General features: G+C 69.0%; 18 protein-coding genes and 1 pseudogene. 9 read left to right on the top strand and 10 right to left on the bottom strand.

The annotated features are described in order from the left end of the window. Positions 1–127: 127 nt before the first annotated feature. Together E3O32_RS04395 and E3O32_RS04390 are read right to left on the bottom strand one after the other, a co-directional pair. Positions 128–946 carry a Cof-type HAD-IIB family hydrolase gene (locus tag E3O32_RS04395; RefSeq protein WP_338145182.1) on the bottom strand — a complete coding sequence of 273 codons (819 nt, stop codon included), beginning with the start codon at positions 944–946 and terminating at the stop codon, positions 128–130. Positions 947–1,129: 183 nt separating this feature from the next. Beyond that, complete coding sequence (locus E3O32_RS04390; protein ID WP_134507311.1) at positions 1,130–3,913, bottom strand: winged helix-turn-helix domain-containing protein; 2,784 nt, start codon at positions 3,911–3,913, stop codon at positions 1,130–1,132. A gap of 147 nt (positions 3,914–4,060) precedes the next feature. Between E3O32_RS04390 and E3O32_RS04385 the strand changes: the two genes are divergently transcribed. Then, entirely contained in the window at positions 4,061–4,369 is a 309-nt protein-coding gene (locus E3O32_RS04385; RefSeq protein ID WP_134507310.1) for a hypothetical protein, read from the top strand. A 34-nt stretch (positions 4,370–4,403) separates the two neighbouring features. On the opposite strand, the gene E3O32_RS04380 is transcribed toward E3O32_RS04385, so the two are convergent. Genes E3O32_RS04380 through E3O32_RS04375 form a run of 3 tightly spaced genes read right to left on the bottom strand, consistent with a single transcriptional unit; the run spans position 4,404 to position 6,875 of the window. Next, positions 4,404–5,651: a serine hydrolase domain-containing protein gene (locus E3O32_RS04380; protein ID WP_166790768.1), complete on the bottom strand. Its 1,248-nt coding sequence runs from the start codon at positions 5,649–5,651 to the stop codon at positions 4,404–4,406. Next, positions 5,651–5,779, bottom strand: coding sequence for a hypothetical protein (locus E3O32_RS17690; RefSeq protein WP_255455481.1), 129 nt, complete (start codon positions 5,777–5,779; stop codon positions 5,651–5,653). Before E3O32_RS17690 ends, E3O32_RS04380 begins: the two co-directional genes overlap by 1 nt. Positions 5,780–5,837: 58 nt before the next feature. Next, complete coding sequence (locus tag E3O32_RS04375; protein WP_134507308.1) at positions 5,838–6,875, bottom strand: alpha/beta fold hydrolase; 1,038 nt, start codon at positions 6,873–6,875, stop codon at positions 5,838–5,840. Positions 6,876–7,108: 233 nt separating this feature from the next. On the opposite strand from E3O32_RS04375, the gene E3O32_RS04370 reads away from it, so the two are divergent. The 5 genes and pseudogenes from E3O32_RS04370 (at position 7,109) to E3O32_RS04350 (ending at position 11,764) form a co-directional block, all read left to right on the top strand. Continuing rightward, positions 7,109–7,693, top strand: a complete 585-nt coding sequence (locus E3O32_RS04370; RefSeq protein ID WP_166790767.1) for a TetR/AcrR family transcriptional regulator — start codon at positions 7,109–7,111, stop codon at positions 7,691–7,693. Next, positions 7,690–9,126, top strand: a complete 1,437-nt coding sequence (locus E3O32_RS04365) for an MFS transporter (protein WP_134507306.1) — start codon at positions 7,690–7,692, stop codon at positions 9,124–9,126. The genes E3O32_RS04370 and E3O32_RS04365 overlap by 4 nt, the downstream gene beginning before the upstream one ends. A 78-nt stretch (positions 9,127–9,204) precedes the next feature. Then, positions 9,205–9,357: pseudogene (locus E3O32_RS04360) on the top strand (DJ-1/PfpI family protein); the annotation flags it as partial. 132 nt (positions 9,358–9,489) lie between these two features. Next, a complete protein-coding gene (locus tag E3O32_RS04355; protein WP_134507305.1) occupies positions 9,490–10,863 on the top strand; it encodes an NAD-dependent succinate-semialdehyde dehydrogenase in 1,374 nt (457 codons plus the stop codon). Positions 10,864–10,954: 91 nt separating this feature from the next. Next, positions 10,955–11,764 (top strand): DUF1206 domain-containing protein, encoded by an 810-nt coding sequence (locus E3O32_RS04350; RefSeq protein WP_241974564.1) that lies wholly within the window; start codon positions 10,955–10,957, stop codon positions 11,762–11,764. Here the strand turns inward: E3O32_RS04350 and E3O32_RS17535 are convergent. From E3O32_RS17535 to E3O32_RS04335, 3 genes are all read right to left on the bottom strand, one after another. Next, on the bottom strand, positions 11,757–13,190 hold the full coding sequence (locus E3O32_RS17535) for a phosphatase PAP2 family protein (protein ID WP_241974562.1): 1,434 nt from the start codon (positions 13,188–13,190) through the stop codon (positions 11,757–11,759). The genes E3O32_RS04350 and E3O32_RS17535 overlap by 8 nt on opposite strands. Before the next feature lie 315 nt (positions 13,191–13,505). Next, positions 13,506–13,649: a hypothetical protein gene (locus E3O32_RS17180; protein WP_166790766.1), complete on the bottom strand. Its 144-nt coding sequence runs from the start codon at positions 13,647–13,649 to the stop codon at positions 13,506–13,508. A 35-nt stretch (positions 13,650–13,684) separates the two neighbouring features. Continuing rightward, entirely contained in the window at positions 13,685–15,148 is a 1,464-nt protein-coding gene (locus E3O32_RS04335) for an NAD(P)/FAD-dependent oxidoreductase (protein ID WP_134507304.1), read from the bottom strand. Between the two features lie 111 nt (positions 15,149–15,259). On the opposite strand from E3O32_RS04335, the gene E3O32_RS04330 reads away from it, so the two are divergent. Beyond that, positions 15,260–15,625, top strand: coding sequence for a rhodanese-like domain-containing protein (locus E3O32_RS04330; protein WP_134507303.1), 366 nt, complete (start codon positions 15,260–15,262; stop codon positions 15,623–15,625). A gap of 79 nt (positions 15,626–15,704) precedes the next feature. On the opposite strand, the gene E3O32_RS04325 is transcribed toward E3O32_RS04330, so the two are convergent. After that, positions 15,705–16,469 carry a ferritin-like domain-containing protein gene (locus E3O32_RS04325; RefSeq protein WP_198417521.1) on the bottom strand — a complete coding sequence of 255 codons (765 nt, stop codon included), beginning with the start codon at positions 16,467–16,469 and terminating at the stop codon, positions 15,705–15,707. Between the two features lie 139 nt (positions 16,470–16,608). On the opposite strand from E3O32_RS04325, the gene E3O32_RS04320 reads away from it, so the two are divergent. Next, positions 16,609–17,298 carry a response regulator transcription factor gene (locus tag E3O32_RS04320; RefSeq protein WP_134507302.1) on the top strand — a complete coding sequence of 230 codons (690 nt, stop codon included), beginning with the start codon at positions 16,609–16,611 and terminating at the stop codon, positions 17,296–17,298. Continuing rightward, positions 17,295–18,665: a sensor histidine kinase gene (locus E3O32_RS04315; RefSeq protein ID WP_134507301.1), complete on the top strand. Its 1,371-nt coding sequence runs from the start codon at positions 17,295–17,297 to the stop codon at positions 18,663–18,665. The genes E3O32_RS04320 and E3O32_RS04315 overlap by 4 nt, the downstream gene beginning before the upstream one ends. Positions 18,666–18,688: 23 nt before the next feature. On the opposite strand, the gene E3O32_RS04310 is transcribed toward E3O32_RS04315, so the two are convergent. Beyond that, positions 18,689–19,963: an MFS transporter gene (locus E3O32_RS04310; RefSeq protein ID WP_134507438.1), complete on the bottom strand. Its 1,275-nt coding sequence runs from the start codon at positions 19,961–19,963 to the stop codon at positions 18,689–18,691. Between the last annotated feature and the right edge of the window lie 5 nt (positions 19,964–19,968).

Here is a 19,968-nt window from a genome sequence, read left to right as displayed (position 1 = left end):
GTGCCCGTCGGCGTCTGCCCGTCGGCGTTTGCCCGTCGGCGGTGCCCGCCGGCGTCGTCTGACTCGATCCAACCCGCTTCGAGCATACGACTGGTTCCCCGTCGCCGGGGGGTCAGGTCGCGTACGGCTAGAGCACGCTCGTCGCGCGCTCGCCCTGCAGGTGCGGCAGGGCGGCGAGGATGCTGCTGATCACGCCGGCCTCCGAGTTCGAGGGGGCGATGTTCCGGGCGCGGGCACGGATGCTCGGGTGCGCGTTGGCAACAGCGTAGGAATGCCCGGCAGCATCGAGCATCTCGGCGTCGTTGAGGTAGTCGCCGAACGCCATCGTCTGATCCCTGCTGATGCCCAGCTGTTGCTGGAGCCGCACCAGGGCCCGGCCCTTGTTCGCTCCCTGGCCCATCACATCGACGTAGTTCTCGCCGGAGACCACAACGTCCGCCGGGAGGTCGAGCTCGCGGATCGCCGGTCCCGTGCGGGTCTCGGCCCTGCCGACGTCGTAGATCGCGAGTTTGAGGACGACGTCATCGAGGGCGGCGACCTGGACATCCGCCACGACCTCGAGTGCCGCGTAGTAGCGGGACACGTGGCTGACGAAGTCGGGATCGGAGCGTTCGATGTAGGCGGAGCGGGCGCCGCAGACGATGATCCCCAGGTCGGCTCCGGCGGCCGCGGTGGTGCGCACCCAGTCCACGATGGGGGCGATGATCGCTGGATCGACGGGTTCCTGCACGATGCTGGTGCCGTCCTTGACCACGTTGGCCCCGTTCTCCGCAATGTAGAGCAGGCCGTCGCGCTCGCCGAAGACCGCGTGAAGGGTCTGGTACTGGCGGCCGCTGGCGGGAACGAACAGCACTCCGGCCTGCGCGAGGTCGTCGAGGAGAGGCCAGAACGCGTCGGGAACGCGGCCGTCGTCATCGAGAAGGGTGCCATCCATGTCCGAGACGATGAGGCGGATGTCGGCTTGCTCTGCTGAGTGGGTTACACGGCGGCTTTCATTTCGATGGCGGTGCGGTGGGCCGCGAATGCGTCAGCGGCGCCCGCCCTGTCCTTCGATGATGTCACCCCTGCCTGTCAGAGTTCCTGTCAGTCCCTGTCGGTGTCCGGTCGGTGTCGTCGTCGGCGACCGGCGCTAGAGCAGATCCAGCTCTTCGGCCCGGCGCACGGCCGCCGGCCGACTGTTCACCGAGAGCTTGCCGAAGATGTGCCGCGTGTGGGTGCGGATCGTGTTCAGGGACAGGTAGAGCTCGCGGGCGATCTCCGGCCCGCTGAGCTCGGTGGCCAGCAGCCGGAGCACGTGCAGTTCGCGCTCGCTCAGCGCCTCCCCGGCGGCCAGGGGTACGGCGGGCTGGGCCCCGACGGGCTGGGCCCCGGCGGTGGCCGGCCGGAATGCGCGGCGCAACCGGGAGAGGTGCCCGGGCCGGATTCCCCGGTGCGCGGCCTCACCCAGAAGCTCTGCCAGGGGAGCACCCTCATCGAGGAAGAGTCGCAGGTAGCCTTCCGGTTCGGCCTGGTCGAGCACCCGTTCCAGGGACGCGAGGGCGAGGGAGAGACGTCCCCGGGCCTGATGGGCGAGCGCCTGCAACACCAGGATCTCGTTGCCGCTTCCCGTGCGGCCCCCTGCCTCGGCCGCCTCGAGGAGCCGGTCCAGCAGTGCCAGTGCCTCCTGAATCGCGCCCTGCTTCGGATCGGCCCGGTGCTCGGCGATCAGCAGTCGCGCCAGGGTGATCTGCGAGAACTCGCTCAGATAACTGAGATCGGCGGTGGAGAGCCCCTGCCCGGTCGCCCACTCCCGTGCCTCGGCCAGCCGGCCCTGCGAGATCCAGACGCGGGCCCTCAGCGCGGATATCGGGCGCACCTCGGGGAAGAAGCCGCGCGCGTACAGGTGTTCCGCCTCGGTGAGCAGGTCCAGCGCCGCGTCGGGGTTTCCCTCGGCTTCCCTGACCCGCGCCATCGCGACGAACCAGCGATAGCGGTTCTCGGGCAGGGACGCGCGCTCGCCGAGTGCCTGGGCTGCCAGCAGGTGCTCCCTGGCGGCATCCAGTTCGCCCTGCTCCCGGTGCAGCTCGCTGATGCCCACATGCAGGTCGGCCATCGGCTGCGGAGCCGGCTCGCCCTGCGCGCTCGCCACCTGCAGGGCTTCGTCGTAGGCCCGCCGGGCGTCACGCAGGCGACCGAGCGGGATCAGCATGTCGGCCAGCACCACCGTGGTGCCGAGCACATCGGCGGTGTTGCCGGCCAGCCGCAGGGTCGTCCTGACCTCGGCGAAGGCCCGCAGTCCCGCCTCGAGGTCTCCGCTCGCCCAGGAGGCGAGGCCCAGGAAGCCGGCCGCCGCCGCACGTCCGAAGTGATCGCCCGGCTCGGTGAGGTCGAGCGCGCGCCGGGCGTGCTCCGCGGTGCCGGCCACATCACCCAGCGCCTGGGCGAGCGAGGCCCGGTAGACGGCGATCATCACCGGCAGCAGCCGAAGCTCTTCTCCGACTGCGGCAGGGTCGGCCCCGGCTGCGCCGGCCACGGCTGCGCCGGGCCCGCTGCCTGCGCCGGCCGCCGCACTCAGGCCCGCCTCGGCGTCCCTCAGCCGGAGTTCGACGGCATCCAGGTTGCCCGCAATGAGCATCGCCCAGGCGAGGTAGACGCTGAGCACGGGCCGGCGAGCCACGACCTCGGCAGGCAGCAGCGTGAGCCACTCGAGCAGGGTCGCGTCCTGCCTGCCCTTGCGCAGGGCAGGCACGGCCCCCTCGATGAGGTTCGCGGCGCGCTCGAAGTCCTCGGCGGCAAGCGCATGCCTGACCGCGTCCTCGGGCAGGTTGTTTCGCTCGTACCACTCGCCGGCTCGTCGATGGAGGTCGGGCAGGCTATCGCGCCACTCGGCGGGGAACCGGGCCCGGAGAACGTCGGCGAACAGGTGATGGTAGCGGTACCATCGGCGGTGGTCGTCCAGCGGAGCGACGAACAGGTTCTCCCGCTCCAGTTTCTCGAGCATCTCGTCGCCCCGTGCCTGCCCGGTGACGGCGTCGCAGAGGGGGCCGCTGAGCCGGTCGAGAATGGCGGTGCGGAACAGGAAGTTGCGCACGTCGTCCGGCTGGCGCTGCAGCACCTCTTCGACCAGATAGTCGATCACGAACCGGTGGCTGCCCGTGAACGCCCGGATGAAACCGGCGATGTCCGAACGATCCCGCATGGACAGGGCGGCCAGCTGCAGGCCGGCGATCCAGCCCTCGGTGCGGGTCTCGAGGGCGGCGATGTCGGTGGCCGAGAGCGTCAGGCCCATCACCTCGTTGAGGAACGCAGCGGATTCGTCCGGTGTGAAGCGCAGGTCAGCCGCACGCAACTCGGTCAACTCGCCCCGGCCCCGCAGCCGGGCCAGCGGGAGCGACGGGTCGGAGCGGCCGGCCATGGCCAGGTGCAGGTTCGACGGGAGGCGCTCCAGCAGGAAGGCGAGGGCATCCCGCACCGGCGCCGCATCAACCAGGTGGAAGTCGTCGAGCACGAGGATGGTGTCGTGCGGCGCCTGTGCGATGTCGTTGATGAGCGCCGTGAGCGTCTGTTCGACCGTCAGTGCCTGCTCGACCGTCAGTGCGTGCTCGACCGTCAGTGCCTGCTCGACCGATGGCGGCTGAGCGGGCCCGGCACTCCGCAGGGCGGCGACGAGGTAGGTCAGGAAGCGGGCCGGGTCGTTGTCGCCGTCGTCCAGGGACACCCAGGCCACTCGAACGCTCGCGTCACGTTGCCGGCTGTCGGCGATCCACTCGCTGAGGAGAGTTGTCTTGCCGAAGCCGGCAGGGGCCGAGATGAGAGTCAGCTTCCGGCCCGGGCGCAGGCCCTCCCTCAGACGCGCGATCAGGCGCGGGCGAGGAACGACCTGGGGTCGCAGAGCAGGAACGAAGAGTTTCGTGGCCAGGACGGGCGTCGGCATGACCTCATCATATTGAGGGCCGGGGGAAACGGCGCTCGCCGACCGCCGACCGGCGGTCAGGGCGTTCGACGGGCTGTCCAATGCCGTCAATTCGCTATCGTTCGGCGGAGTGCACGGCTATGTTGAGGTCAACTGAAGGAGGCGGTTGTGAGCACACGACCACATGACCTGGCCGATCTGTACCTCGCTCCCGTCGCCCTCGACGTCGACCATCACCTGGAGGAGCTGTCCGGCCTCTCGGTCGAGGAGGTGCGATACCGCGTGATCCTCGGGGCGGACCGCGAACCGCGCAATGCCCGGGAACGGGAGGAGGCGTGGATTGAAACCCTCACGCGCGGCCTCGACCTGCACGGCTGGCAGGTGTCCCGGCATCCGCGGGGCCTTCTGCTCGCGCACGACGCTTATGCCCTGGTGCTCGGGATTCCGGCCAACGTGGTCGCCTACCTCGACGCGTGAATCCAGTGTCAGGCCCGTGTGACCTGCAATGGTGTCAGTCGTGGCCGGCCAGGAGTTCGACGCCCAGGTCGTAGGCGGCGGGGTTGGCGATATCGGAGAGCACGATGACGGCCATGCCCCGGGTGCGGTCGATGCCGAAGTAGGAGCTATAGCCGCCGGTCTGGCCGTTGTGCCAGGCGAGCGTCCGGCCGTCATCCCTGGTGGAGACGTGCCAGAAGTCTCCGATGTGGGTGCCCGTCATGTCTGTAGCGGTGGTCGGGTCCAGGGCGGCCAGGCCGGGTGCGGTGCCGTCGAGGAGCGCGGTGGCGAGCCTGGCGAGGTCGCCGGTGGTGGAGACGGCGCCGCCGCCCGGTGCGTAGGCGTCCAGCAGCCAGGGCTGCACGCGGAGGCCGCTCTTCGATCGGCCGCCCGGAACGAGGGAGCGCTGGTCTTCGATGACGGTGTGGGTCATCGCGAGCGGTTCGAAGAGGCGGGTGCGCATCAGGTCGGGGTAGCTCATCCCGGCTGCGGCCGCCGCGGCCTGCCCGGCAATGGCGGCGCCCAGGGTGGAGTAGGCATAGGCCCCTCTGGTTGGGAGAGTTCCCTCCCGGGCTTCCTGGAGCAGCTGCGTGAGGCCGGTGCCCAGGAAGTTCTGGCCGAGCGGTGCGCCCCAGAGTGCGCGGCGGAGGCTGGCGGCTCCGAATTCGGCGTAGCCGGCGGTGTGGGTGACGAGCTCGTTCAGGGTGACCGTGCCGGCCGGCGACCCTGCCAGCTGGGGCAGGTAGGTCGACACCGGGATGTCCATGCGCAGTTCGCCCCGGTCCACGGCGTCCCTGATCACGAGTCCGGTCATCGCCTTCGTCAGCGACCCGACCTCCATGAGGGTTGTCTCGTCGGCACCGAGGCCGCCGAACCGGACCGGGTGGGCTGAGTCGAGGTCGACCCGGGCGACCGCCAGGTCCTGGAATCCGGCGAGCATTCCCTGGCCTGCTTCCCGGTCCAAACTGCCGAGGACCGCCGCGTCGCCGATGCGGCTGTCGGCGAGGCTGGGGGAGAGGGTCCAGGCGGTCAGGCCGACGACGAGCGCTCCGACCAACACCGTGGGAATCAGGCGGCGTGAGACGAGGTAGGCCAGGGCCAGTGCGCCCGTCATGAGCAGGGCGGTCCAGCTGTCGTCGGCGTAGGTGCCGCCGTTCAGCGACCTGAACAGCATCACCGCCGGAATGGCGAGCAGAACGACGGCGGCGAGCACCCTGCCGGGCCAACGGCGGGCGAACGTGGCCAGGGTTCGGTCGGAGGCCATCACTCGCTCCATTTCGCCGGGCCGGTGTGGTGCGTGCGGGTCGCGACGCGGGTGTAGCCGTCTCGGGTGATGGCCCGGACTGCCGCCGCGGCGGCGAACGTGATGGCCGCGAGAATGATGAATTCCATGGTGGTGATCCTTTCGGGATGGGTTCGGGAAGGGTTCGAGGCAGATCGTCGTGCCGTGCTAGTTGTTCCGAGCCAGGAAGTCGGTGATCGTCTTCGCGATCACTGTGGACTGGGTCCAGTGCAGGTAGTGCCCGCCCTTGAGCACGACGATCTTGTGCTGCTGAACGTTCTGGAGCTGCGTTTCGTGGGCTTTCTGCCAGTCGGGGTCGGAGTCGATCGTGTCCTGGGCGAGGAAGTCGAGCACGGGCAGGCCGTCGGGGTAGCGGAGCCCCTGCAGTTTCCGGGCGTTGTTGCCCATCTCCAGCGTTTCGTCGGTGAGGGCGGGGTTGTAGAAGTTCCAGCTCGACATCAGGCGGAGGCGTTCTCGCTCACTGGCCGTGAAGGCGTCGCCGGCCGGTTCGGCCAGGCTGGGCGCGATCGAGTCGACCCAGCGCACGAGCCCGGTGACGGACGGGATCCGGGACCAGGGGATGCCGCCTTGGGAGCCGGTCGAGGTGCCGGCCGAAGGCGCGCCCAGCTTGCCGGCGGGCACGGTCGGGTCGATCCCGATGACGGCGGACAGTTCCTTCGGGTAACGGTTGGCGTAGGCGAGGGTGTAGAAACCGGAGATGGAGTGTCCGGCCAGCACGTACGGTGCGGGGACTTGGAGCGCGGTGAGTGCCTCGTGGAGTTCGGTCGTGATGTTCTCCACAGTGCGGGCGGGGGCGGTCATGTCGCTGTAGCCGTAGCCGAAACCCTCGACGACGATGACCTTGCGGTCGCCGAGCGCCCGGATCAGCGGGGCGAAATCCAGCGCGGGCGCCGCGGTGCCGAGACCGCTGAGCAGCACGATCGCCGGGCCGACGGTTCCGGACTGGTAGACGTTCAGCGAGCCGGCGCTGATCTCGATCCGTTCCCCGTAGGGCGTGATGCTCGAGCGCTCAGCGCCCTCCAGGGCCAGGTTCGCGCCCGTGGACACGAGGGTCAAACCGACGGCAGCCGCAGCCACGATCCCGGTGATGCGGAGCCTCCGTGCCCACGGCCGGCGACGGCTGTCGGGAACGGACGGGGTGGAGACCGTAGCCGGTTCGGCCGGGCGGCGAGAGAAGTTGAGCATGGGCTTTCTCCTTTGTCGAAGTGGTGGCGGTGACGGCGGGGCCGGGAGACCCTCGCCGCTAAGTCGTACACGAGTGTTGGACTTTGTTACTCATAAACTATACACACGTGTCTGAGATGTCAAGACTTATTTTCAGGTCGAGATGTCGGCCCCGTCGCTGCCGCCGAATTGCAGAAGTTTCCTCAACGCATCGCATATCTCAAACAAGTGTGTATAAGTTAGGGGGTATGAGAATGCCCCGATCTGATTCGACTCGGAACAAGAACGCGATCATGGACGCGACCCTGGCCTGCCTGAATGAGAAGCCTCGCGCGACCGTCGCTGAGATCGCCATCGCGGCGGGCGTGGCCAGGGGTACGGTGTACGAGTACTTCGCCACACGGGAGGAACTCATCGGCGCTGTCTTCGAGCGGACGATCAGTCGGACCGAGGCCCAGTTGGCGGCTCTGGACCTGGCCAGGGCGCCGTGGGAGTGCCTGGAGGATCTGGTCCGATCGTCCTGGCGGATATTCGCCCAGTCCACCGGGTTCCTCGAGGCCGCACAATACGAGGTCCCGGCAGAACGCGTCCGCGACTTCCACGATCGCCCCCTGCTGCTCCTGCAGCCCCTCCTCGTCTCGGGGCGATCCGAGGGGGTCTTCCGGACCGACCTCACCGTCGGGCTGCAGGCGGCCTGCCTGTACGCGATCCTGCACGTTGCCGGGTCCGAGATCAGGGCCGGCCGGCTCGCCGAAAACGACGCATCCCGGGTGCTCCGCGACACGCTTCACGCTCTCCTCGCCCCGGTCGAACCACTCCGACTCGGGCGGCGATCATGAGCCGCAGGCGCCGCGCCGCTCTGGTGACGCTCATTTCCGCCCAGTTCGTCGTCATGCTCGACACGGCCGTGGTCAACGTCGCCCTGCCGTCCATCCAGCACGACCTGGGCCTCACCCAGACGGGCGTGGCGTGGGTGGTCAACTCCTATTTCCTGGCGTTCGGCGGCTTCCTGCTGCTGTCCGGGCGCGCCTGCGACTTGTTCGGCAACCGACGGATGTTCATGGCCGGGGCAGCACTCTTCACGGCGACGACGCTGATGGCCGGGTTTGCTCCCACCGAAGCGGTGCTCATTCTCGCCCGCTCGCTGCAGGGTCTGGGTGCCGCGGTGCTCAGCCCGGCCGCCATGTCGATCATCCTGCTGCAATTCCCCGGTGACGAGCGGGCCAGGGCCATGGGCGCGTGGGGCGCCGCCTCGGCGGCGGGAGGGGCCGTCGGCGTCTCGATCGGGGGCCTGATCACCGCGGCTGCCGGCTGGCAATGGGTGTTCTTCCTCACCGTGCCCGTCACCCTCCTCGCGTTCGTCTGCGCGCCACTGCTCGTCGTCGGTCCATCGGGGCCCAGGGTTCGGCGTTCCTTCGACCTGTGGGGGGCGATCTCCGTGACCGGAGGCGCACTCGCCCTGATCTATGCGACCCTCTCGATCGCCGACCAGGGCTGGTTCTCCGTTCAGGCCGTCGGCGGAGCGCTGGCCGGCATCGGCCTGATCGTCGGATTCGTCGTCATCGAGCGCCACGCCGTCGACCCGATCATCCCCCTCACCCTGTTCCGCGAACGAACGGTGTCGGCCGGAGTCGTCGTGGGTCTCCTCGGCGGCGCGGCGCGGGTGTCGACCTTCTTCCTCAGCGCCCTGTACCTCCAGCAGGTGCTGGAGCTCGAACCGGGCACGGCCGGCATGGCAATGCTGCCCACATCGATCGCGGGATTCCTGGTGTCCCTGCTTCTCCTGCCCCGGATCATTCGCTCACTGGGCGCCGCGCGCACGCTGACCCTGGGCCTGCTGCTGCTCGCCTGCGGACACCTCTGGCTCTCGCGCACCCCGCCCGGCGCCGGTTACGGCCTCGACGTGTTGCCGGGGCTGCTCCTGGCCGCCGCCGGCGTCGCGCTCAGCTTCACGCCGTCAACGATGGTGATCGCTTCCGGGGTTCCGTCGACGATGCCGGGCCTGGCATCCGGGCTGTCGAATGCCAGCTCTCAGATCGGCGCCGCCGTGGGAATCGCGGCATTCAGTGCCGCCGCCGCGCTCAGTGCCCGCGGGGCCGGCGCGGCCGGGATCGCCGACGTGCCGGCCCTCGCCGCCGGATTCCATGCGGCATTCATCGCCGCCGGCCTGGTCGCGGCGCTCGGCGCCCTGGTCGCCCTCTGCTTCCTCCGGCCCGCGGCAGTCCGACCCGAACTCTCGGGCCCAACCACAAGAAAGGTGAACGTGCCATGACACGCAACATTGGAATCCTCCTCTTCGACGACGTCGAAGAACTCGACGCGGTCGGCCCGTGGGGTGCGAGAGCAGGACCGGTACGTGGACGACGGTGATGTCATCACCAGCGCCGGCGTGAGCGCGGGCATCGACATGGCGCTGCACCTGGTGCGGCGGCGCCTTGCCGGTCTCGAGCGCGCCCGCGCCGTGCGCCGGGGAATCCAGTACGACCCGGAGCCGCCGGTCTGAGGCGAGGGGGCGGTCTTCGGGCCGTGGCCATCCCCGCCGCGACTACGGCAGACTGTAACCACACGCGAGTGACCCTGCCCCGGCAGGATGGTTGCATTTCGATCGGCGTTAACGACGACACCTGGAGAGACAATGAGCAAATACACAGTCACGAACCCGGCGACCGGAGCCAGCGGATCGAGTTTTCCCCTCGCCACCGATGATGAGGTGACCGCCGCCATCGGGGCCGCGGACCGTGCCCACAGTGAGTTCTCTCGCGGCACGTCGGTCGCCGAGCGCGCGGCCCTCATGCAGCGGGTCGCCGACCTGCACACCGAGCGCCGCGAGCACCTGGCCGAGCTCATCGTGCGCGAAATGGGCAAGCCCGTCGAGCAGGCCCTCGGCGAGGTCGACTTCTCGGCGGACATCTACTCGTACTACGCCACCCACGGCGAGGCGTTCCTGGCCGACGAGCCGATCGAGCTGCTCGGAGGCGAAGGATCGGCCTTCATCCGCAACGCCTCCCTGGGTGTGCTCCTCGGCATCATGCCGTGGAACTTCCCGTACTACCAGGTTGCCCGGTTCGCCGGCCCGAACCTGGTGCTCGGCAACACGATCCTGCTCAAGCACGCCTCGCAGTGCCCCGAATCCGCCGCCGCCATCGAAGAGATCTTCGCGGATGCCGGGTTCCCGGCCGGCGCGTACCGCAACCTCTACGCGTCCAGCGCTCAGATTGCCGACATCATCATTCCGGATCCCCGAGTCTGCGGCGTGTCCCTGACCGGTTCGGAGGGTGCCGGCGCGGCCGTCGCCGAGGTCGCCGGCCGCAACCTCAAGAAGGTAGTGCTCGAGCTGGGCGGTTCAGACCCGTTCATCGTGCTCAGCACCGACAACCTCGACGAAGCCGTCGACGCGGCCGTCGCGGCGCGCATCGACAACTCCGGCCAGTCGTGCAACGCCGCGAAGCGCTTCATCGTGATCGACGACCTGTTCGACGCCTTCGTGGAGAGCTTCACGGCGAAGATCACCGGCAACGTGCCGGCCGACCCCACGTCGCCGGAGACCACGCTCGGCCCGCTCTCCTCCCTCGGCGCCGCCGAGGGCCTCGAGGAACAGGTCCAGCGCGCCGAGGCCCAGGGCGCGACCGTTCACGCCCGGGGGAGCCGAAAGGGCGCCTTCTTCTCGCCCACGGTCCTCACCGATGTCTCCCCGGAGAGCGACGCCTACCGGGAGGAATTCTTCGGCCCGGTTGCCGCGATCTACCGCGTGCAGAACGAGGCCGAGGCGGTGCAGGTGGCCAACGACATCCCCTACGGCCTCGGCTCCTACCTGTTCACCACGGACCCCGAGCAGGCCCTGCGCGTGGCCGACCTGATCGACGCCGGGATGGTCTTCATCAACGGCTCGCTCCTGGACAGCCCGGAACTTCCGTTCGGCGGTGTCAAGCGGTCCGGGTTCGGCCGCGAACTGGGACGCTTCGGCATCGCGGAGTTCGCCAACAAGAAGCTCATTCGCATCCTCAAGTAATGGTCGAGCCCGGCAGGCCGACCTCTCGGCCTGCCGGGCCCACCCGCCGATTTCCTGCCACGAATCGGGCCGGCAGACCTAAGCTAGGGCCGTGAACAGTGATCCCGCAGCCCAGGTCGCCCGCGCGGCCAAACGAAGTACCACATTGCAGGCGCTGGCCCGCCTCGGCTTCGCCGTCAACGGCCTGCTGCACATCCTGATCGCCGGCATCGCCATCGCCGTTGCGGTCGGCGGCGGCGGAACCGCCGACCAATCCGGGGCGCTCGGCCAGCTCGCGGCGAGCCCCGGCGGGGTCTTCGCGCTCTGGACCGTGGTGGTGGGGCTGTTCGCCCTCGGGCTCTGGCTGCTCCTCAGCGCCTTCCTGATCCAGGGTGCCGACCCGAAGCGCAAATGGTCGCATCGGGTCGTCGAGGTCAGCAAGGCCGCCGTCTACCTCCTGCTCGCGGGGACCGCGGCGACCTTCGCCTTCGGGGGCACAACGGATTCGGCCACCAGCACCCGCGACGCCAGCGCCGCTCTGATGAAGGCTCCGGGTGGGGTGTTCGTGCTCCTGCTCGGCGGCCTCGTCGTGCTGGGAATCGGTGTCTACTTCGTGCGCAAGGGCGCGCTCAGGAAGTTCACCGCCGACCTCTCGGTGCCCGCCGGCGCCGCCGGCCGGGCGATCATCGCCCTGGGAATCGCCGGTTACATCGCCAAGGGCGTTGCGCTGATCGTGGTGGCGGTGCTCATCCTGGTGGCGGCGTTCACCCTGGACCCGAGCAAGTCGACCGGGCTCGACGGAGCCTTGAAGGGCCTGGCGGCCCTGCCCTTTGGCGGGGTCATCCTGGGCGTGATCGGAGTGGGGCTCCTCGCCTACGGGGTGTACTGCTTCGCCCGGGCCTGGCGCGCCCGGCTCACCTGACGGGGTCGGCCGTCTCCACCGGGTCGGCCGTCCCCGCGACCGGCGAGGCGCGCCAGGTGTCGAAGGCGATCACACAGCCCAGGATCAGCAGGGACAGCGAGACGGATGCCAGCGCATCCGTTGCCCAGTGATAGCCGAGGTAGACCCGGCTGACGGCAGCGGCAATGATGCAGACCGCGGCGAAGCCGAACCCGGCGACGGCGCCGCGGGTGCTCCACCGGCGCGAGAGCACGAGATAGGCGGTGAGCAGGACGAAGTCCGACGCGCCGAGGACATGGCCGGAGGGAAAGGAGAACGAGGGGTCGGGGCCGAAGAGCATGAGCTCGGTCGGCGGCCGGTGCCGGTTGACCGAGCGCCCGATGATCTGCGCCAGCACGACCCCGGTCAGCATGCCCGTCGCCAGCACGAGCGGCCGCCAGGCGTGTCGGGCGACGATGCCCCAGGTGAGCGTCACAACGAGGAGAATGATCGGCAGCGCGATCGGCCCGAAGACGATGGCCAGCCCGATCATGACCGCTGTCAGGGTTGAGGAACGGCCGGCCGCCAGCCACTCCTGCACGGGTGCGTCGATGGCGGTGAGACCGTTCCGGCCGAGCACAGAGAGGAGGATGACCGTGAAGCACAGCGCGCCGAGACCGGCCAGGCCGGCCGCAACCAGCTGGAGTCGCCGCCGGGTGGTCGGCTCGAGGAGCCTGGCTTCGACGATGAGCCTGGCGTGCAGCATCCGGAGCACGGGGGAGAGGCGGGCCGGCCGGCTGCCCGCGAGGGCGTGCTCGCCGTCGAGTCTCGCCGCAACGGGCGCCCAGAGCACGACCGCGACGCCGATCCCGAGGAACAGCGCGCCGACGGTGTCGGTGAGCCAGTGCGCGCCCAGGTAGGTTCGGCTGATCATCATCAGGACCGTGTACACGGACCCGGCCACCCAAACCCACACCCGCGGGAAGAGGAGCGCCAGAACCACGGCCATGGTCGCCGCATTGGCCACATGCCCGGACGGGAATGAACCGAAATCCAGGTTCGTCAGGACGTTCTCCGGGCGGGCCCGGCCGAACAGGGTCTTGAGAAGTTGCACGAGGCCGCCGGTCAACAGCGAAGCCGTGAGGAAGTAGCCGGCCGCCCAGGGGCGTCTGGCCAGCAGCAGCGCGGCGGATATCACGACGGGCAGGACCAGGATGGCGACCAGACCCCCTCCGAGGGAATCCATCACGATGGCCAGGAAGTCCCAGACCGGCGCGCGATTCTCGATCAGCTCCGTCATCCACTCGGCGTCGATGGACAGCGGCATCCCGTTCTCGCGCAGCGCGATCAGAGTGCCGAGGGCCACAGCGAGTACGAGCGTGACCACGCCACTGATCAACGGCCATCGATACGAGACGCGTTTGGCTCCCGGTCGGGCCGCCACCACAGGGGCCTTCTGCATTTCCATTTGACCAATGTTAGGTCGTCATCGGCAGGAGAGGGGCTCGCTGGGTGCCGGATTCACCTTCGAACCCTCTTGCCACTTGCCCCTTGATACCCTGGGGGGTATACTGGAATCTTCGTTGGAACAATCAAGGAGCGCCCCATGTGCAGTGCAGTCCGTTGTAACCGTTGTGGCAAGATCACTTGGGCCGGATGCGGCGAACACGTCGCCAGCGTCATGGCCGATGTTCCGCCCGAGCAGCGTTGCACCTGCAACTAGCCTCCTGAGCAAGCGGCCCGTCCCGGCGGCACGGCCTTCGCGCCGGTGCGACCCGGCTTCCTAGTGGTGGTGTCTGGCGAGTCGGTACATCGTCCAGTTCAGGCGCACGAAGCGCAGGAACTGCAGGATGAGATTGCGCCGGCGCCGCAATTCGCGGGCCTCGGGCAGCGGTGCCGCGTTGATTCGGCGCTGGGTGTCGTCCATGCTGTTCTCCGTTGGATCGAGTCGTCTGGTGCGGGCTATTCGGGGATGAGATACCAGAGCGGATAGGCCTTGGCCTTGTAGATGAACATCGTGTGCAGCATCCGTTTCACCCAGTGCGCCGCCAGGCCGATGTCCCCTGTCGTTTCCTTCGGATCCCGGCCGGCCGTATCCGGGTAGCGGGAGTAGTCGGGCACGATCGGCGACATCGACATGGCCGCGGCAGTCCCGGAGCGCATCCCGGTGCCCGTCGACGCGATGCAGGCGGCCGCCATCTCGCCCATCGACGCGGTATGGGTCGGCTCGGCAGCACCGTGGAGGATCATGTCGGCGATGGTCATCGCGACGACCTTCCCCATCGAGCCGGAAGGCATGCCCGTGCGCGGGGGAGCCGGCGCGATGGCAATCCCGTCGGGAGTGGCGTACGGCCGGGAGATCGCGTGCGGCGGAGCGAAGGCGATCCCGATTCCGAACACGTTGCGATAGCTCGGGTTCTGGTACGTCTTCGGCCAGTCCGCTGCCGTCCACTGTTCGAAGGGCTTGGCCTCGTAGTTCGCGTCGACCCGGATGAAGCCGTTGGGGGCGAAGACCGTGTCGGTGATCTCGGCTCCGCCGCGGTCGAACACCTCGAGGCCGACGCCCCGGAACGGCGGCAGGAGCATGGCGAAGTCGAAGGGCTGGGTGTTCGCGCTGCCGTCGATTTGCCGGTAGTGGATCAGCCCGGGTTCGATCTCGGTCACTGCGGCCTGGGTGATCGCCTTCATCTTCCGCTCGCGGAAGAGCGATTCCATCCAGGCCTCGCTCGTGATCCGGCGGCCGGCCTGGCTGAAGGTCATTCCGCCCACGCCGAAGTCGCCCAGTTCGTGTTCATTGGTCAGGTAGATGACCTCGGCCCGGTCCCGGACCCCCGCGGCACGGAGCTCGTGCTCGACGTTGAACGCGTACTCGAAGGCTGCACCCTCGCAAGTGCAGGTGCCGTGGCCCACCCCGATCACCAGGGTCTGGGGCTCGCCCGCTTTCAGCTTGTCGATGACGGCGGCCAGGTGCTCGGCGGCATCGACGGCATGGCTGGGCGTGCAGACCGAGACGGTGTTGCCGGCATCCGGGCCGAGCCCGGGGGTCGCCGCGAAATTCAGTTTGGGGCCGGTGGCGTTGATCAGGTAGTCGTAGCGGATGCGTTCGGTCCGGCCGACTCGCTTCGGATCGGTGTAGACCACGTCGACGGCGCCCTGGGGATTGTCGGCATCACCTTCCGGGCGCAGGGCGACGGCCCTGGCCTGACGGAAATCGATCTTCTTGCGCCGGTAGATCGGGGCGAGTGGGAAGACCACCCTGTCGGGGCTCATCTTGCCGACGCCGACCCAGATATTCGAGGGGATCCAGTTCCACTGCGAGTTGGGCGACACCACGACGACCTCGTGGTCCCTGCCCAGGCGTCGCTTGAGGAACAGCGCCGCGGTGTGCCCGGAGACCCCCGCGCCCAGGATGACGACTCGTGACATCTCAAACCCCACAATCCCAGTTACCGTGCTGTTGACTCGAACCTACTCTGATACCTCAGGGGGTATTGGGACTTTGGTCCCATGATACCCTAGGGGGTATAGCATGGGAGGATGAAAACAGTGATCACAACCCTGGCCCTTGTCCTCACCGCCCTGTTCGGTCTGACCGCATGTTCGTCCGCCGCGCCGGCAGCCCTGCCCGCCGATGCCGTCGTGATCGACGTGCGCACCGCGGGGGAGTACGCGGCCGGTCACCTCGATGGCGCCGTCAACATCGACGTGCAGTCGCCCGACTTCGACAGCCGGATCAGGGCGCTGCCGACGTCCGGCAACTACGTCGTCTATTGCCAGTCGGGCAATCGGTCGGCGGCGGCCGCCGCCCGGCTGGGAGAATTGGGCTACGCCCACGTGACGGATGCCGGTGCCATGTCGGCAGCGGCCGGCTCGACCGGCCTCGCCATCGTCACCACCCCGTAGCGCGGTCGGCTCCGATCCTCGCGGACAGGGGTCAGGGGCGTCCACGGTCGTGGACGCCCCTGACGGGTGGTGTTCCCGTTTAGCCGCCGAATGCGGTCAGGTGGTGCTGCGAGGCGGCGAGCAGGTTCGCGTACACCGCGAGCACGTCAGGAGCCGTGACTCCCTCCGAGGCTGCCGTCAGATCGGCGATGTCCGTCGTCTCGACCGTGCGGGCCGCTTCCCTCGCCGCGTCCAGGCTGACCGAGCCCTGGCTGAGGAGCGTGTCGTAGAGCTTCTGGGCGGCATCGGTCGGGAACTTTCCTGCTTCCAGTCCGACGGTCGGGTCGGTGATGTCGTAGCGCTCGAGGAGCGTGCGAACGACCTCGAGGTGCTTGGTCTCCGACTGCGCCACCCGGCTGAAGACCGTGGCGTCGTACTTCTCGGCGAAAGTGATGTACAGGTCGTGGGCCAGCTTCTCCTCCGCGGCCATCGCGGTGAGCGTGGCCTTCTGCTCGTCCGTCACTGTGCCGCTGGCGACGTCGGCGATGCCGGTTCCCATTCCCTGGCCGGCTTCGTGGTCGCCCCGCATGCCGGCACCGTTCGTGGGGCCGGTGCCGTCGGCGACACCGTCGCCCATGCCCATGCCCATGCCGGTACCGGCGCTGTCGCCCATGCCGCGGTGCATGTTGCCGGCCTGGCCGGGCATGTCGTCGGAATGGGCGTACGGCTGGCTGCTGGTCACTGCAGGGCCGGGTCCCTGGGCGTCTCCGCCCCGGTTCATGGCCGCAATGCTCGGCGTGGCAATGAGGGCGGTGATGACGACTCCGCTGGCGATCGCCGTGGTGACAATGATTCTCTTGCGCATGGTGTGCTCCTTGGGCTTGGGGTTGTTTCTCCCTACAAGATCCCTCCGCCGCGTGCAGGGGATCTGTCGGGCGTGTGGAGATCGCGTGGAGATCCGGCGCCGCGGCATCCGTGCCTGACCTGACGGATAGGGTGAAGTCATGCCAACTGTGCTGGTCGTCGAGGATGAGCGCGACATCCGGGACGTGCTCCGCCGCTACCTGGAACGGGCGGGGTTTTCCGTGCTCACGACCTCGTCGGGCGCGGAGGCGCTGCGCCTGCTTGCCTCGGCCGACCTGGTGATCCTCGACCTCGGCCTTCCTGACATCGACGGCACGGACATTCTGCGGGAGATCCACGGAATGGGTAACCTGCCGGTGATCGTCCTGACCGCCCGCAGCACAACGGAGGACCGGATCCACGGGCTCGAGCTGGGTGCGGACGACTACGTGACCAAACCCTTCAGTCCCGCCGAGGTGGTGCTCCGCGTGCAGGCCGTGATGCACCGCTACAGCGGCCTGCCCGGCGAGGCCGGTCCGGTCAGCTACGGGAACAGCCGCCTTCGCATTGACGAGGGGTCACACAAGGCCTGGCTGGACGGCACACTGCTCGACCTGACCCCTACCGAATGGGGGCTCCTGGCCGCGGTCGCCGCCGCGCCCGGCCGGGTGTACTCGCGGTACGAACTCGTCAACCGGGTGCGCGGCTACGAGTACGCGGGCTACGAGCGCACGATCGACTCCCACATCAAGAATCTCCGGCGCAAGCTCGGCGCCTCGGGAGCCGACGTGGTGGAGACCGTGCTCGGCGTCGGCTACCGGCTCGGGCTTCGCCAGGACGAGACACCGTGACCCCCGTTGGCCTGGGACTGGGGCCGCTCGGGCGGCGGCTCCTGCTCGCCTTCGTCCTCGTCGCCGTCTCATCGGTGCTCGTGCTCACCGGGGCGGCCGTGATCGGTGTGGATCGGGGAGTGCAGGTGGCCGAGCAGGCCGACCGTGAGCAGATCGCAGCAGCAGCCGCAGCAGCCGCCGCCGACGCCTACCGGAGGGACGGTGGCTGGGACCGGGCCGATCTGAGCCGGGCCATCGCGATCGCCGACGCCGCGCCGGCCCGGCTCTCCGTTCTTGACCTGGACGGCAACATGGTTCAGACCAGTGGATCCGGCGGCGGACGCCCCAACGGTCAGGGAATGGGCCAGGGGGCCGGAATGAGCCAGAACGTTGTCACCGCGCCGATCCTCAGCGATGGCGGCCAGGTCGGCACGGTCCGGGTGAACTTCGGCGCCATGGCCGGAACCCGGGTGGTCGACGTCGCCTGGTCGTGGATCGCGATGGCCGCGGTCGTCGCGCTCATCGTGGCACTCGGTGCGAGCTGGCTGGTGACTCGGCTGCTCGTCCGGCCGATCCGGAGGATGACCGATGCGGCACGCTCCTTCACCGCGGGGGACCGAGAGTCGCGTGCAACCGGTCCGGGGCCGGGCGAGCTCGGCGAGCTGGCCGTTGCCTTCAATGGGATGGCGGATGCGGTGGTGCGGTCCGATCGTGATCGGCGGAATCTGACGGCCGACGTGGCCCACGAATTGCGCACCCCGCTGGCGGCGCTGCAGGCGGGGCTGGAGGAACTTCGCGATGGACTGGTGCAGCCCACTCCGGAAGGCCTCGCCGGCCTGCACGACCAATCGCTCCGTCTGGGGAGGGTGGTGGCCGACCTGGCCGAGCTGTCGGCGGTGGAGACCGCCGGGCTGTCCATGCGCCTTTCCACCGTCGACCTTGCGCAGATCGCCCGTGACGAATCCGCCCTCCGAGAGCCGCAGCTGCGGGCGGCGGACCTGAATCTGACTGTCGACCCGGGTGGGCCCGCGTTCGTGCGGGCGGATGCCGACCGCCTGCATCAGGCCGTCGGCAACCTGCTGGCCAATAGCGCCCGGTACTGCCGACCGGGGGACAGGGTAGCACTGACGGTCACGCTCGAGCACGGCCAGGCGGTGCTCCGGGTCGCTGACAGCGGTCCGGGCATTCCGCCGGATGAACTCCCGCACGTTTTCGACCGGCTGTGGCGGGGCCGCGCGGCGGAGCAGGTCGCCGGCTCAGGGATCGGCTTGGCCCTGGTGCGTGAGATCGTGAGCAGCCACGGCGGCACCATCGAGGCGACGTCGGCGCCCGGCGAGGGAACCATCATCTCCATCCGGCTGCCTGTCACGGCTGCCCCCGCAGGCTAGGGGTCACGTCATGTCCCGCCCGTTCACGTCGCCAGATGCTGGATCTCAACGTAGTCGTTGCTGCGCATGCGCACGGCGACGACCGCACCGGACGCGGCCGTGAGGGCCGCCACGACCAGGATGGCGCTGGGAATGCCGAAAGCGTCGGCGAGCAGCCCGGAGAGCACGGCGCCGATTGCGAACCCGCCGTCACGCCACAGTCGGTAGATGCCCACGGAGCGAGCGCGCCATTCGGGGTGGGCGACATCACCGATGGCCGCCAGCAGGGTCGGGTAGACCATGGCGGTGCCGGCCCCGAGCAACACCGCGGCAGCCAGCCAGATGCCGAAACCCTGGCCGACACCGGTCAGGCCCAGCGCGACGGCCTGGACGAGCATCCCTCCCACGATCAGCCATTTGCGGCCGATCCGGTCGGAGAGACCGCCGGTGATGAGCTGGCCGGCGCCCCAGACCGCAGGGTAGACGGCGGCGAGGATGCCGATGCGTTCGATGCTGAGGCCGGCCGCCGCGAAGAGGATGGGGAACAGTCCCCAGGCCAGGCCGTCGTTGAGGTTGTTGACCAGGCCGGCCTGGCTCACCGAGGACAGGGACCGGTCCCGGAAGCTGGTGAGCGTGAACACCTGGCGGTTGCTGAGCGAGGCACCGGCGTCGGCGTGCGCCGAGACGTGGGAGGCCGCCTCGGCCCTGGCATGGTGGTGGGTTTCCCGAACGAAGGCGACGGATAGTCCGAGGCCCAGGGCGATGAAGGCGGCGCCGAGGAGAAACGGGCCGGGGCGAAGCCCGGACGTGGAGGCGATGTATCCGGTGGCCAGCGCGGTGCCGGCGACGCCGAGGTATCCGGCGGCCTCGTTGAAGCCCATCGCCAATCCGCGCCGCTTCGGACCGACGAGGTCCATCTTCATCATCACGGTGGTGGACCAGGTCAGGCCCTGGCTGATCCCGAGCACGAGGTTGGCCGCAACGATCCACTCCCAGGAGGGCCCGAAGATCAGCAGCAGAGGTACAGGGATGGCGATCAGCCAGCCGGCGATGAGCACGGGCCTGCGACCGTAGCGGTCGGAGAGGGTGCCGGCGAAGTAGTTGGTGCCCGCCTTCGCCAGGCCGAAGGCGATGATGTAGGTCAGGGCGCTCGTGTAGCGGTCCAGGTGGAAGACCTGATCGGCCAGAAGCGGCAACACCGTGCGCTCCTGGCCGAGCGTGCCGCCGACGAGCGCGTTCACGGCGACGAGCAGCAGGAACTGGGCGAGGTTCTGCTTCAGTCCCAGCTCAGCCGGGCGGCGCGCGGCATCACGGCGCATCCTGG

Origin of the sequence: Cryobacterium mannosilyticum, assembly GCF_004402705.1 — a bacterium.
Classification (GTDB): domain Bacteria; phylum Actinomycetota; class Actinomycetes; order Actinomycetales; family Microbacteriaceae; genus Cryobacterium; species Cryobacterium mannosilyticum.
Note: the sequence above shows the minus strand (reverse complement) of the source record. Positions and strands in the feature narration are given on the sequence as shown.